This window comes from Mobiluncus porci (assembly GCF_009695935.1).
Lineage (GTDB): Bacteria > Actinomycetota > Actinomycetes > Actinomycetales > Actinomycetaceae > Mobiluncus > Mobiluncus porci.
On sequence record NZ_VUMY01000002.1, the window covers coordinates 134,733 to 148,540 of the forward strand.

Annotated in this window: 12 protein-coding genes; 9 read left to right on the top strand and 3 right to left on the bottom strand. The window is 60.6% G+C overall.

Annotated features, from left to right (window positions below; all coding sequences use genetic code 11):
* Positions 1–108: 108 nt before the first annotated feature.
* Positions 109–1,587, top strand: a complete 1,479-nt coding sequence (locus FYJ63_RS01845) for an AI-2E family transporter (protein WP_338106779.1) — start codon at positions 109–111, stop codon at positions 1,585–1,587.
* 111 nt (positions 1,588–1,698) lie between these two features.
* Here the strand turns inward: FYJ63_RS01845 and FYJ63_RS01850 are convergent, their stop codons facing one another.
* The gene (locus FYJ63_RS01850; protein ID WP_338106780.1) at positions 1,699–2,211 is read right to left on the bottom strand and encodes a PLDc N-terminal domain-containing protein; all 513 of its coding nucleotides are present in this window, start codon (positions 2,209–2,211) and stop codon (positions 1,699–1,701) included.
* 144 nt (positions 2,212–2,355) lie between these two features.
* Here FYJ63_RS01850 and FYJ63_RS01855 point away from each other — a divergent pair, with 144 nt between their 5' ends.
* Complete coding sequence (locus FYJ63_RS01855) at positions 2,356–2,790, top strand: hypothetical protein (protein WP_154543245.1); 435 nt, start codon at positions 2,356–2,358, stop codon at positions 2,788–2,790.
* Here the strand turns inward: FYJ63_RS01855 and FYJ63_RS01860 are convergent.
* On the bottom strand, positions 2,762–3,841 hold the full coding sequence (locus FYJ63_RS01860) for an AEC family transporter (RefSeq protein ID WP_154543247.1): 1,080 nt from the start codon (positions 3,839–3,841) through the stop codon (positions 2,762–2,764). The two genes, FYJ63_RS01855 and FYJ63_RS01860, sit on opposite strands and share 29 nt — an antisense overlap.
* Positions 3,842–4,180: 339 nt before the next feature.
* Entirely contained in the window at positions 4,181–5,758 is a 1,578-nt protein-coding gene (locus FYJ63_RS01865) for an AMP-binding protein (RefSeq protein WP_154543315.1), read from the bottom strand.
* Positions 5,759–5,867: 109 nt separating this feature from the next.
* On the opposite strand from FYJ63_RS01865, the gene FYJ63_RS01870 reads away from it, so the two are divergent.
* From FYJ63_RS01870 to FYJ63_RS01900, 7 genes are read left to right on the top strand one after another with little or no spacing between them, the layout of a single operon-like run.
* Positions 5,868–6,935 (top strand): DUF3048 domain-containing protein, encoded by a 1,068-nt coding sequence (locus tag FYJ63_RS01870; protein ID WP_229769862.1) that lies wholly within the window; start codon positions 5,868–5,870, stop codon positions 6,933–6,935.
* 45 nt (positions 6,936–6,980) lie between these two features.
* Complete coding sequence (locus FYJ63_RS01875; RefSeq protein ID WP_154543251.1) at positions 6,981–8,030, top strand: 1,4-dihydroxy-2-naphthoyl-CoA synthase; 1,050 nt, start codon at positions 6,981–6,983, stop codon at positions 8,028–8,030.
* Positions 8,031–8,058: 28 nt separating this feature from the next.
* Positions 8,059–9,123 carry a hypothetical protein gene (locus FYJ63_RS01880; RefSeq protein ID WP_229769863.1) on the top strand — a complete coding sequence of 355 codons (1,065 nt, stop codon included), beginning with the start codon at positions 8,059–8,061 and terminating at the stop codon, positions 9,121–9,123.
* Entirely contained in the window at positions 9,116–10,432 is a 1,317-nt protein-coding gene (locus FYJ63_RS01885) for an enolase C-terminal domain-like protein (RefSeq protein WP_229769864.1), read from the top strand. Before FYJ63_RS01880 ends, FYJ63_RS01885 begins: the two co-directional genes overlap by 8 nt.
* 16 nt (positions 10,433–10,448) lie before the next feature.
* Positions 10,449–11,402 (top strand): PP2C family protein-serine/threonine phosphatase, encoded by a 954-nt coding sequence (locus FYJ63_RS01890; protein ID WP_154543253.1) that lies wholly within the window; start codon positions 10,449–10,451, stop codon positions 11,400–11,402.
* Positions 11,399–11,863, top strand: coding sequence for an FHA domain-containing protein (locus FYJ63_RS01895; protein ID WP_154543255.1), 465 nt, complete (start codon positions 11,399–11,401; stop codon positions 11,861–11,863). The genes FYJ63_RS01890 and FYJ63_RS01895 overlap by 4 nt, the downstream gene beginning before the upstream one ends.
* Positions 11,864–11,870: 7 nt before the next feature.
* Complete coding sequence (locus FYJ63_RS01900; RefSeq protein ID WP_154543257.1) at positions 11,871–13,766, top strand: thiamine pyrophosphate-binding protein; 1,896 nt, start codon at positions 11,871–11,873, stop codon at positions 13,764–13,766.
* Positions 13,767–13,808 lie beyond the last annotated feature (42 nt).

Here is a 13,808-nt window from a genome sequence, read left to right on the forward strand (position 1 = left end):
TCCTGCCGCAAGTTTTTACCAGTGGGTGCGGGCCAGAATGGTAAATATACCATTCTGGCCCGCACCCGCTGGTAGATCACTGGTGAAGATTTGGGATAAACTGGCGTGGTGGGAATCGGAAATAAGCTTAAAAAGATAGCACTCGGCGCCGTTGACGCCGCTCGGTCCAAAGATTCGGCAGCGGCGAAAGCCGCCCAACGGCAAGCCGCTGACTCGAAAACCCTTGATGAAGTCACCGCCATCGAGGCTGCCGACTCTGCCGGACTGGCCGCTTGGCCGGCCGGAATGCGCTACGCGCTTGGGATTGCTGGACTTTTCGCGGTAGTGGCAGGTCTCGGGATTATCGCCCCTGTCTTTACTCCAGCTTTCCTCGCGCTATGTATGGCCTTGACGCTATACCCTATTTCTCAATGGATGATCCGCCACAATGTTCCCGCCGCCCTGGCTGCCATCTTAAACATTGTCCTCATGTTCGCTATCATGCTCGGGGTGACGGGTCTCATCGCCGGAGCGCTCACTGCTGTCACGACGGAACTTCCCCGCTACCAGGACAAGTTTCAAGACCTCTACCAAAACGGCATCAACTATCTTGAAACACTGGGTAACAAGTTCGACATTGATACCTCCTCCGTGACCAACCCCGCACAACAGGTTGATCTCGGAAGAATCACTTCCTTCGCGGGAGGCCTTGCCACTTCCCTCGGCGGGGCGGGAACGACAACGTTCTATTTCGTCATGGTGGCGATTTTCCTCGTCGGCGACCTGGTTGTGGTGCGCCGCCGCGGGGCCGAACTCGCCTCCTACGCGCCGGGTTTGGCCATCTCCTTGCGGAATTTCTCCCGCGGCGCGCGGATGTACTTCATCATGGCGACGGTTTTCGGTGCCGGAGTCGCGATTCTCGACATTATTGTCATGTATATTTTCCAAGTCCCCACCCCGATTACCTGGGGGATTCTCGCGTTCGTCGCGAACTACATTCCCGCAGTGGGCTTCATTGTCTCGATGATTCCGCCAGTCTTGATGGTTTTGGTCACCCGCGGGGTCGGGCCGGCCATCGGCGTGGCAGTGTGTTTCATCGTGATATCTTTCGCGGTGTTCAACTTCATCCAGCCGCGGTTCGCCGGATCGGCGGTCGGCCTGAACGGGACCGTTTCCTTCCTGTCCTTGATGGTGTGGTCGGCAGTGCTGGGGCCGCTCGGGGCGGTTGTGTCCGTCCCGATGACGCTGTTCATCAAGGCGATATTTATTGATGCCGACGCGAGAACCGCGTGGATTGATGTCTTCTTAAGACCGGGGGATGGGCCCGTTCTGGGAAACAAACAGCGTAAACGCGACAAGAACGGCGACGGAATCGACGACGAGACCGGAGAGGCTGTCAAGGTGGATCGGCGCACCCGCGAGGAGCAGGTTCGCGAGGCCGCCGAGGCCGAACGCTTGCGGGCGGAGGCAACGATTCACGAGCTCAACGAGGCTGAACAAGCGCGAATCAACAGCCGCCAGTCCAAGCAGGCCACGGCGTCTCCCGCGGAGCGAGCCAGCACCGATTCTTCCCTCGAGAAACCGGAGCCTTCCGAGAAATCCGTGTAGTAGGCGGGTTCGAGCGTAAGTCGTGGGGGCGGCTCCAAGTGGCGCGACGAACGTAGGCACTCGAAGCCGACACCCTTGGCGTAGCGTTTGAGGAGTCAGTCGTTTTACTGATTACTGAGAAGAAGCGTTTGAACCGCCAGGAGAATCGGCTTCGGGTTTTTCTCGAGATTGCGGGGAATCCTTAGAATCTTCGGAATCGTCAGAGTCCTCCGAACCCGCAGGCGGCGTTTCATTTTTAGCGGCATCCTCGGCCTCGCGCTGTTTACGCTGGTATTCCTCACGCTGCTTGTCGCGCAGTTTGCGCGAAACTTCCTCGAGAAACTCCGGATCGTCATCGGGGGCTCGGGGCGTGTCCGACTTCTTTTGCCGACCAAAAGACATCGGGACGTGGTCTTTGCTGGACCAAATACTCGGCTCAAAACGCCCGCCCTTCGCCTCCGCGGCAGCCACCCGCGAGACTACAATCCACGCAATCGGCCCGATGGGCGTAATCAAAAGAATCAGTAAAATCCACAGCACCTTCGGGAGTTTCCCCGGCATGGAATCACTCGGGGTCCGAATACAATCCACCAGCGCATACAGGGTCAGAACAACCCACAGGAGAAAAAGCACGACTCTACCCACGGTCTTTATCTTAACTGATAGTCGCGCGGCTTGCCCCGCGAGCCCGTTTTTATCTCAAAAATATGCTGGCAAAGGACCTCCGCGGAGCCACATTCACCAACGGTTGTCGGGGTATAAGCGCTAGGACTGTGCTAGCTTAAAAGTATGAGATTCAAAACCGCGTCCACCTGGGCTCTTCTCGGCATCCTGTTCCTCGTGATTGCGCTGCTTCCGGCAATCCTTGTGCCGGTAATGAAAAGCGCGGGGGATGAAGGCGGGATGATGACCATCCTGCTGATTTTCTATACCATCATCCCGCTGACTTGCGTGACTTTGGCGGTGATTGATGGGGTCCGCAATGGCTGGTCGATTCTTTGGCTCATTATCCCCGCCCTCGCTTTTCTCGCGCCCTGGGGGTACATCACGGGTTGGAACCCCACCGCCTGGATTTTCCCGCTGGCTTACGGCCTCATCTCTCAGGTCAGCAATTTGCTGGCCTCGATTGTTTACTTTGCCACTCACCGCTCTCAGCGAAACGCCCCCAACGCGGGCCCAGATATCGCGGAACCCTCTACCGGAACAGCAAAGCCACCAGCGTAACAATCGGGAAAGACAATAAAGTCGTCACAATCATCGCATTCGCGGCCAGCCTCGATCCGGCACCGAACTTCATGGCATAGACAAAGACATTGTTGGCGGTCGGAAAACTCGCCACCACCATCGAAGCCAAGAGCATCTTGCCGCTCACCCCGAAGGCCAGGCAGAGCCCGTAAGTCACTAAAGGGCTCAAAATCACGCGGAAAACCACCGCGGTAGAAAGCGCCGGAAGTTCAGAGCCCATCTCCTTGAAGGTGGAGCGCGCGGCGTTAATCCCGACCGCGAGCATCAGCATCGGGACGACTGCGGTGGCGAGCATATTGACCGGAGCGTGGATGACTTCCGGAACGGGGAGGCCGGTCGCGCCCCAAATCAGGCCGATGACGAGGCCATATAGTGGCGGTTGCTTGATGACGGGAACGAGTGAAGCCCGAAAAGAGGCGAGCGCAAAGTGGAGTTTCGAGGGGGTTTTTTGAGGGTTCATCTTTGAGTCTGTTCCGTCACTCGTGTGATTTTTGCCATCGCTGCCACTATTTCCACTGATGGGCAAATTCTCCCGAGTTACGTCACTAACCCCGGCAATCTTCGAGTTTAACCTGTTGTTGCGTTGGTCGGTTTGGCGGCCAAGCAGCCAAAACGACACCGGCATCATCACCCCGAGCTGGAACAGCATAATCGCCGCCGCGAGCGTGGGGTCGCCTGTAATCGCCACCAGATAGGGGATTCCGATATTGCCCGCGTTGGTATAGGAGGCGGCCAGCGCGCCGATGGTCTGCTCCCCGTCGCGAAGGCCAAAGAAGCGGATTGCGAGGAAGTAGTAGACAGCGAAAAGGGCAGTGGCAGCAAGGACATTCACCAAGAGCCCCTTGGAAAACACCTCGGAGATGTGGGCGGGCTGGACGGCCTGAAAAATCATGGCCGGCAGCGGCAGCGCAAAACAGACTTTCGTTATCGCCGTATCGGAGCCAGCCGGCGCCAACCCTACTTTCGCTAAGACGAATCCCGCGGCAATAATCGCCAGCAGGCTCCACAGTGCCATCAGAACATCAATCACGCCACAAAGTCTAACCTCTTAGGCATTGCCTCGAATCTCTACCGCCCCGAATTTATCCCGTCCTTTGCGTCGTTGCTGGCGCAGGTCGCGGATGACAAGGTGCGAACTAGGGCGGCGCGGAGCTTACGGGCGCAGCGGAGCGAAAGACCGGACTCAGCGCGAGACTGAGGGGTGAGAGTTTTGCTATAACCATAGCAAAACTCGAGGGGACTCTTCCCCTTTTGTCTCGCGCGAGCCGGTCTCGCGACGTGCGCCCGACCAAAAAATAAAGGAACCGCGTTTACGCAAGCCAGAGGTTTGCAGTATCTAAGCCAGCAACGACTACTAAGAGGGATAAATTTACCTAACCCAGGCCCGTCCTGCCCACAACTCCCGTTGGGCAATCGCGGCCGCCTCCGAGCGGTCGATCTTTCCGGGACCCAGCAAGGGCAGATGCTGGACAATCACGATGACCCGCGGGGCGTGAGCCGCGCCGAGCTCGGCGGTGACCGCGGTCCGAATGCGGGCCGCGAGCGAATCCGGCTCCGAGACGGTTCCATCCACGCCGCGAATCCCGAGGGAGGCTGGCGAACCCATCATCGGAGCGAGCAAATCCACGTCAATGTCTTGCCCGGGTACGACGAGCGCTGTCACCAACTCGCCCCAGCGGGCGTCGGGCAGCCCGACCACGCAAATATCCCCCACTCCGGCGACGGCGCGGGAAGCCTCCTCGACTGCCGAAGCATGGACTTTCACTCCGCCCGTGTTGATGACATCATCAGTCCGGCCTTGGATAATGAGACGAGGGCCTTCCATCCGGCCCGTGTCGGAGGTCTTGAACCAGCGGCGCGGCCCCATCTGGATCCACGGCGATTCCTCTCCGGCAGCGGGTTTTTCGAGGTAATCTTCCATCAAGGTGGTGCCGCTGATCCACACGGTGTCACCGACGGTAGACACCTGGGTCCCCACCAGCGGCACCCCGTCATAGACGCAACCCCCACAGGTTTCAGTCATCCCGTAGGTCTCCACCACGTGCCATCCGGCGGCCTTGGCGCGGTCAGCCAAGAACGGGGTAAACGCGGCTCCACCCACGAGAATGGCGCGGACTTTCGCCAGCGCCTCCACCGGCTCCCCGCCTTCGTCGAGAATCTTGGAAACCTGGGTCGGAACCAGGGAAATATAGGCGGGAATCTTCGGGTCTTTGGTGGCGCGCTCCACCGCGCGCACGAGGTGTTGCGGCTTGAAACCTTTAGTGGTGTCCACGATGACCGGCTTCGTTCCCGAGATGAGGGAACGCGTCAAAACCTGGAGGCCCGCAATGTGATTGACGGGAAGCACCACAATCCAGCGTCCCGGCCCGCCGAGCGCGGCAATGGTGGAACGCGCCGAAGATACGAGCGCGGCCGCGGAAAGCGCCACGAGGTGTCCGGTTCCAGTTTGTGAACCGGAAGTCTGCATAATCAGGTCGGTTCGGCTCGGCAAGGGACCCTTCAAACGGGCTTTGAGCTGGCGTTTAGCCTCTGCAGGATCGGCTCCCGCGGCGATGGGGACGAGGATCTCTTTGACCTCGTCACACTGGGGGGTAGAGGATTCAACAAGGGACGACTCGCTTCCGGCTGTGCCGGAGGCTTCCGGCTGACCTTTGCCGACTTCGTCTTCAGAGCCACTTGCGGAACCGGCACTACCAGCTACCTTGGCGGTTTCGGCACCCTCAGCCGAAGCGACCGAACCCGCAGAACCCGACGAGTTTGCTGGCGGAGCCGAAGTTACCTCCGTTACCGCGCCTTCCGCGTCCTCGGGGTATCCCCAATCGTAGTCATCATCCAGGGGCAGTCCCTCGCGAACCCGACGCTCCTCCGCAGTCAGGTGTGGCTCGATCAAAGCGCTCAGAACCTCGGCCAAACTCACGACTGAGGCGGGATTCGTCCCTCCCGCCATGACCCGGAAACGCACGGGAACTCCCCGCTTTGACGTGTCACTCACCCTATTCACCTTCCGAACGCGCTACAGTTGATTTATGGCTGCTACCTGGGAGAATACCGCTGCAATGGGGCAAACGGAACCTGACCGGCGTGGAAAAACAGCTAATCCAAGATTGATTCTAGCGGTTATCGGCCTGACTTGTGGACTCCTCGGGTCTTTCGGGCTTACAGCCTGCACGAATTCGCTCCCCGAGAAGCCGGCGGCTACGGCCCCTGCGGTCGAGACCGGGCCGGTCGTGGCGGAAAGCTGGCCGTTGACGGGTTTGGATCGTCCGGATGGGGGTCCGCGACGACCCGCGGTGGCGGTGAAGATTGAGAACACGGCCAGCGCGCGCCCCCAATCTGGGTTAGAGTCGGCCGATATTGTGTTTGAAGAAATGGTCGAAGGCGGACTGACGCGGTTTAATGCGATTTTCCATTCGCAAACTCCGGAGGAAATCGGACCGGTTCGCTCGGTAAGACCCATGGACACGGCAATCGCGGCGCCCTTTGGGGCCATGCTGGTTTATTCCGGGGGCGTTCCGCAATTCGAGGCCAAAGTGAAAGCAGCGGGGTTGCGCGGTTATAACGAGGATGAAGCGCTGGGGGCGTCTTATCGCGTGAACTGGCGGCGGATGCCGCATAATCTCTATCTTTCGATTCCGAAGCTATTCGAGAAAGTCGGGATTGAGGGGGTTCCGGAGCCGGATTCGGCCTTTGATTTCGCGCGTAACGGGGAGAACCCGACCGTAGTGGATGCGGGGGTTCCGGCGGGGCAGATTTTGGTGAATTTCCCGAGCGCGCGAGTGCGGTTTGACTGGAATGGGTCGAAATGGCAGCGCGTCGATGAAGGCATGGCTGTCGCGGCACGCTCGGGGGCTCCGTTGCAGGCCGATAATGTGGTTGTCATCAAGACCACTACTATCGAGACCACGGTTCGTGACGCAGCGGGCTTTCCGGTTCCTGAGACTGTCCTCGAAGGTGGAGGCCAAGCCTATGTGGCTACCGGCGGGAAAGTGATGGATGCCGAGTGGTATAAGGACTCCGAGGGATCCCCGCTGAGACTGACCGACGTTGCGGGCGCGCCGATTGTGCTCGCCCCGGGGCAAACCTGGGTGGAGCTCCTGGCGGCGGGGAGTTTTAGTTATCAGTAAGCGGAGCAAACGGGCACGCTCCGCAAGAACAGCTATGCTGGGATTATGATTTCAGACTGTTTTGAACCCTCCCGCTGGCGGGAAGTCGGGCTTGAAGGCTTGACGGATATCACCTACCACCGCGGTGTGCTGGAGGACGGGAGTCCCGCGCCAGTCGTGCGCGTGGCGTTCAACCGCCCCGAAGTCCGCAATGCCTTCCGGCCCCAAACCGTGGACCAGCTCTATCGCGCCCTAGATCACGCGCGGATGACCGCCTCGGTCGCGGCGGTGCTCCTGACCGGAAATGGGCCTGCCGAAGATGGCGGCTACGCTTTCTGTAGTGGCGGAGACCAGCGAGTTCGCGGCCGTGACGGCTATCAGTATCAGGTGACGGTGCCTAAGGGAGGAACTGACGGAGCCAACGGGGACGGGGATGTGCGGCGTAGTGAACGCAGTGAACGTAGCCGAAAAGACCCGTCACCAGTGACGGAGTCGGGGGATAGCTTAAAAACCGAGATGGCCCTTGCTGAATCCGAAGACCCCCGAGACGCGGCCGGAAGATACGGGCGACTCCACATTCTGGAAGTCCAGCGCCTCATCCGCGCCACCCCGAAGCCGGTGATAGCTCTCGTGAACGGCTGGGCCGCGGGCGGGGGACACTCTCTTGTCATGGTCTGCGACCTCGCGCTGGGCTCTCGCGAACACGCCCGTTTCAAGCAGGTTGACGCCAATGTGGGCTCTTTCGATGCGGGTTACGGTTCGGGGCTCCTCGCTCGCCAGGTCGGGGATAAGAAGGCTCGCGAAATCTTTTTCCTCGCCGAGACCTACACGGCTGAACAAGCCGAGAACTGGGGAGTCATCAACCGCGCAGTCGAGCACGCAGACCTGGAGAAAACCGGCTGGGATTGGGCGATGAAGATTGCTGGAAAGTCACCCCAGGCGATTCGGATGTTGAAATATGCCTTTAATGCCCTCGACGACGGCCTGGTCGGGATGCAGATGTTTGCCGGAGAGGCGACCCGCCTCGCTTACGGGACGGATGAGGCGCGCGAGGGAAGGGACTCTTTCTTGGAGAAACGCCCGCCAGACTGGAGTGAATACCCTTATTATTTTTAGTAACCACTAGGTTAGAGAGGACATCGGCTTGGATTTCACGTTCCTAATTGCGACCCTGGTTGGCGTGGCTCTCACCGTGACCACTTACGCCACCCCGAAAGCCAAATTCCTCCGCGACGGCTTCGCCAAGGGCGATATGGGAGACCGGATTCTCTTGATAATGATTCCCGGCCTCACCCTCATGTGTCTCGGCATCACCCTGTTCGAAGCGACCGCCACCTACGCCACCGGCATCTCCCCGTGGCGCGTGTGGGGGATTCCGCTGTCGGGTCTGCTGGTTCTTATCGGGATTGGCCTCGCTCTTTACGCCTTCTTCCCGGCGCCGGCTCCCCAGTGGCTCCAACCGAAATGGATGCAAGAAGAGCGCCTGGGTCAGGCGCTCCATTCCCTCAAACGCGTCGAAAAAGCCCAGGAGCGGCGCGATCGCGAGGTGGATCGGCGCGGATTCGAGTATTTCGACACCCAGATGATCGACGGAATCTCGCTCGCCTACCCTGCGACCTGGGTTTTGAATCTCGACCCGGGGGAGCCCAGTCGAGTTCCGGGTCTGAAGCTTCGCTCGCATTTTGCCGTCGATACCCCGCATGATTTCCGGCCGCGGGCGCGCTTCCTGCTGATGAGCGCCCCCTTGGTGAATCCCGCAGAAAGCGTGGCGTGGCTGCGGCGCCTCGCGGTGCCTTCCGGTTGGGAGGTCAACAAGGTCGGGTCGGCGACGTTTGCGGATGCGCCCGCTATCTGGGCAGATACGCGTCTCGCGGGCGGGAAGGGCGCTCAGCAGCGCTGGGCGGTCGCGCGCGGGGACACGCTGTGGGTGGCAGCGTTCCAGGTCGCGGCCGCGGATTTCGGGCCGCTGGCGGACGTCGGGGAGAAGATTGTGGCCTCGATGACGCTGCCGAATTCGGGGGCGGGTTCGGCAAGGGTGAACGGGTTTGATGGAGCGGGTTCAAAAAGGGCCAGCGAGTTTGCTGAAGCGGAGTCAACAAATGCCAGCCGCCTTGTTGACAATACCGAGAAGGGAAACGACCTGACTGAAGCCGAAAACGTGGGCTCCCCCGACTCGGAGAACCCCGCCGACGAGGCGAGACATGCCTGAAAACGCTATGCCGGAAAATGCCATACCGGAAAATTGCGCGCGGCTCGGTCGGCTAGAGCCAACAGGTCTCGGCGCAAAATGGCTTGCGGACGCGGGAATTACCGCTGCCTACGTCTATGAAATCCCGATGACCACGCAGTTTCGGGGGATAACTTCCCGTGACGGGCTCATCTTGCAAGGCGCGGCGGGCCTCGCGGAGGCTGCGCCGTTTTGGAACTATCCCCCCGATGTGGCGCTACGCTGGTTTGAGGGTGCGTTTGCGGTGGCCACCAAGGGACTGCCAGCCGCTCCGGCGCCGACGCCGCTAAATGTGACCGTGCCGATTGTGGAGCCCGCGACCGCGGTGCGGCTGGTGGAGACATCGGGGTGTCTGACCGCGAAAGTCAAGGTCGCAGACCCGCGTGCGAGCCTGGAAGAGGACGTGGCGCGTTTGCGAGCGGTGCGGGACGCGCTCGGGGCAAGCGGGAAAATTCGCGTGGACGCGAATGCAGCCTGGACTAACTCTGAGGCTCGTGAGGCTTTGCCGCGGTTGGTGGAGGCCGCGGGCGGTCTTGAATACGCCGAGCAGCCCTGTCGAAAATTGGCGGATTTGGCGGCTTTGCAAGAGTTGGGCGTGGCTCCGATTGCTGCCGATGAGTCAATCCGCCTAGCCGCCTCCCCCGAGCGCGCCTTACGGGAGGTAATGGCAGCAGGCCTGGCGGCGGCCGTAGTGAAGGCGATGCCCCTGGGTGGCCCAACCCGCGTCCGCAACCTCATCTCCGAATCGCTAGCCTCCTCACCTGCGGATTTACCAACGGGGACGGGCCAAAATGGTAAATCCGCTCCACCGGCCAGCAACTTGCAAACTCCCGCCAACAATCAGCGAAATCCCATCAACAACTTGCAAAATCCCGTCAGTAATCAACAGAATCCCGCCAACAACTTGCCAAACAACACCGTCAACCGTCTTCCCCCGAGCGCCGCCGAGAACCGCGGGCCACTCATAGTGGTGTCCTCCGCGCTGGACTCCGGTGTTGGCTTGCTGGCCGGCATGTCTCTCGCAGCGTCGCTCCAGGTGGAGGCCGCTTGCGGACTCGGGACCGGACGGCTTATGCGCGGCGGAATTCTCGTTGAAGAACCGCGAATTGAGGACGGTCAATTACTTCCTCCCACAAAGGTCGAACTGAATCTGGATTTGCCGGCTCCTTCCCCGGAACAGGTGCAGAGGTGGCGGTCACGCGTGGAAGAAATCGCTAAAATTTTCCCAATGGCACTAGGATTAAACCGTAAAGTGTGTCGTCCGCAAAGGGCTGGCGGCGTCGGAGACTAAAAACCGAGAGGGCGCCATGGAGATTCTTACTGGTGAAGGCCAACTTTCTCGAGGCGAGAAGTTGGCTTGGGCGGGAGCCACCGACATCGGGCTGCGTCGCAAAGACAACCAAGACTCCTTCCTCGCTAGCCTCCCCTTCTTCCTTGTCGCCGACGGGATGGGCGGTCATGCCGGAGGAAAACAAGCCTCGGAAACCCTGTTGGGAGCGTTGCGCCCTTTTGAGGGTCGGAAGCTTGGAGTGGAAAAGGTTCACCGCCTCTTGGATACTGCCTGTCAGGAAGTGATGAACTTGGCAGAAGCCAATCTGGACTATTCTATTTCTCCGCCGGGGACGACCCTGACCGGACTGGTCTTCTTGAACGCCACTATTGATGACTCTGTTGATGCCGCTAAGACCACGGTTGAGACCACGGTTGATGTCGAAAGCGCGCCTCCGCCGCCACCCCAGGCTCCGCAGCCTCCGGTTGCTGAGACTTCGCCTGAAGAACCGAGTTTGCTCGTGGTGAATGTCGGAGATTCCCGGACTTACGAACTCGCGGACGGGCTGCTGCGCCAGATTACCCGCGACCATTCCCAGGTGGCCCAAATGCTGGAAGCCGGCCTGATTACCTCCGAAATGGCGCGGATAATGCCGAACCGTTCGGTAATCACCCGCGCAGTCGGTGCGGGGCAACTGGAGCTTCCCGAAATCGATTCTTGGACTCTTCCGGTGTCCGGTATGCCAGGTTCGCGGCGATACCTGATTTGTTCAGATGGGCTGCACTCCCTGGTTGACGAGGGGGAGATCGGGAGGTTGCTCGTGGCGGCTTCCCGCCCGGAAGATGCGGTAAAATCGCTGGTAGAAGCGGCGTTAGCGGCGGGTGGTTTCGATAATGTGACGGTTTTGGTGCTGGACGTTGTTTCAGCAAGCGGCTCGGTAACTGGTTCGGCAACCGATTCAGCAAGCGACTCGGGAAGTAAGGAATTATGAAACACGTTGAAACCGGTGATACTCCGCGCTTCGAGGTGCGAATCTGTGAACTGGGACATCACAACCCGCCGGATTTCCCGCGGTGCCGCGTTTGCGGCGGGCCCCTTGATGAACCCGTCCTCGTCCCCAACCCGAAACTCGGCTGGGTGCGCTCCAGCGACGGCCAGACGCGCCCGCTGGAGGGGGACATTGTGGTGGGGCGCGCTCCCGAAACCGGCGGAGTCGCGGGGGTGACCGCGCTGGAAACTCCGCCGGCGATTTTGGCGATTTCCCGCCAGCATTTGCGGATTCATCAAGAGGGATGGGAAATCAGCGTGAGCGATTTGGGTTCGGAAAACGGCACCCTCCTCCACCGCGAGAATGGCCAGATTATCGAGCTTAAATCGGGGGAGCCCTACAACGTCCAGCCGGGAGACATTCTCGAACTCGACCAGGACTATTCCTTGAGATTCGAGGCTTAATCCGAAGATGTGTTCAGATAATCCCCCGTTGCCAGGCTCGATGGCGCGCGCGCGGGAACTGGTAGAGATTCTGGTCAGCAAGGGCGTGCGGAACTGGTACTATGCCCCGGGCTCGCGGGATGCGCCCCTGGGGTATGCGCTGGCTGGACTCGCCGAGACTCGGGCCATCGACCTGGTAGTGCGCATTGATGAACGCGACGCGGCTTTTATGGCTCTCGGGGCCGCCCGCGTGGGGAAACTCGCCGCCGTCGTCATGACCTCGGGGACTGCGGTCGGCAATGTGCTGCCTGCGGTGATGGAGGCGTATCACGCGCAGTTGCCGCTCCTGATTGTGAGCGCGGATCGTCCGGCTTCGCTGCGGGGAACGGGTGCGAACCAGACGACCTGGCAGCCCGGAATGTTCAGGAATTTTGTTGGCTTCGAAGCCGATCTTCAGCCCGAAGACGGGCTCGCAGCTTTGCGGGAGGCGGCGCTTCGGGCGGTGGAGGTTTCATTAAACGGCTCGCGCGAAAATGCGACGAATCTCGGGATGGCTCTTGCTGAATTTTCTCCGAATCAACCCGATTTGAATCGGCCCTTGCGGAACACCCCGACAGACCCTGGCCGGAGTTTGTCGAGCACACCCTTGCATAACGCTCCCACCAACCCCGCCGTGCAGTTTGCTTCCGCGACTCCCCCCAGCTCGCCAGACCCGCTCTGCGCCGATGCTCCCACCATTCCGCCACACGAATTCCCTGGTCCGGTTCACTTGAATGTGAGTTTTGTCGAGCCGCTCGTGCCCGCGGAGGTGGAGGCGGCTTTCGCGGCCAAACATCCGGCGCCCGCGCCTGCGTCCGTGCCTGTGCCCGTGCCTGCGTCCGAGCCTGTGTCCGCGCCCGATGCCGTTGCGGGACCTGGCTTTACCGGCAGTGTCATTATTGTCGGCGACAACCAGGGCGGCCCCGACTGGCGGGCGGGGGAACGCGATCTCTGGGAGCTGGCAACAAGTTGTCATCTTCCGGTTTTGGCCGAGCCGACCGCGGGGAGGTGGCGCCACCATCCCAACGCGGTGCGCGCGGCGAGCAGGATTGTGGGGGAAACCGCGCTGGGCTCAGGCGTGACGAGTGGCGCAGTCATCGGACGGGCGACGCTGACTCGCCCGATTGCCCGCTTGTTGAAACGTCTCAAGGGCATGAACTCGCTCGTGAAGATGAGTGAGTTGGCGCAGGGGAGCTTCGCTTCGCAACTTACGGAAAATTCGCGAAAGTGGCTTGAAAACTGGCGGGAGGAAGGTGAACGGCTCGCCGCGGAGCTCACGCGCGAGTGGGGGATTCATCAAGCGGCTTGCGCCATTTGGGAGGCGGAGCAGGACATTGATTTGTTCCTCGGAGCCTCCCTGACGATTCGGGCTTTCGACGCGGTGGCGGGGACTTCTGGCGTTTTGCCGTCGGAGCGGGGAAACCCCGCTGACTCGGACAGAGTCCCGGACTTGAAAAGAATCCACGAGCCCAGACTTTCACGCCGAGTTTTCACGAACCGCGGGTTGGCCGGGATTGACGGGACTATCGCGAGCGCCTGGGGAGTGGCTTTGGCGAGCGGGAGGGCAGTGCGGGCCGTCATGGGTGACGTGACTTTCTTCCACGATCTCGGGGCGCTCAGTTACGGCAGCCTCGAGACCACCCCAAATCTCCAGGTCATCGTGCTGGACAACGGCGGGGGAGAGATTTTTGCCGGTTTGGAACATGGCCAAGCTGCCCCGCCGGTGCGCGAGCGTATGTTCTTGACCCCGCAGCGCCCCGATCCGGCTGCTTTGGCTGCGGCCGCGGGCTGGGTGGTGGAAACCGTGCGCAACCTGGGAGACCTCCGCGCGGCGTTGGCGCGACCGGTCAACGGCCTCTCGCTCTTGCGCGTGGTTTTGCCCTAGCTGCGCGGTAAGTGTGCCTGACCTATTTGGTTCGTAGTATCT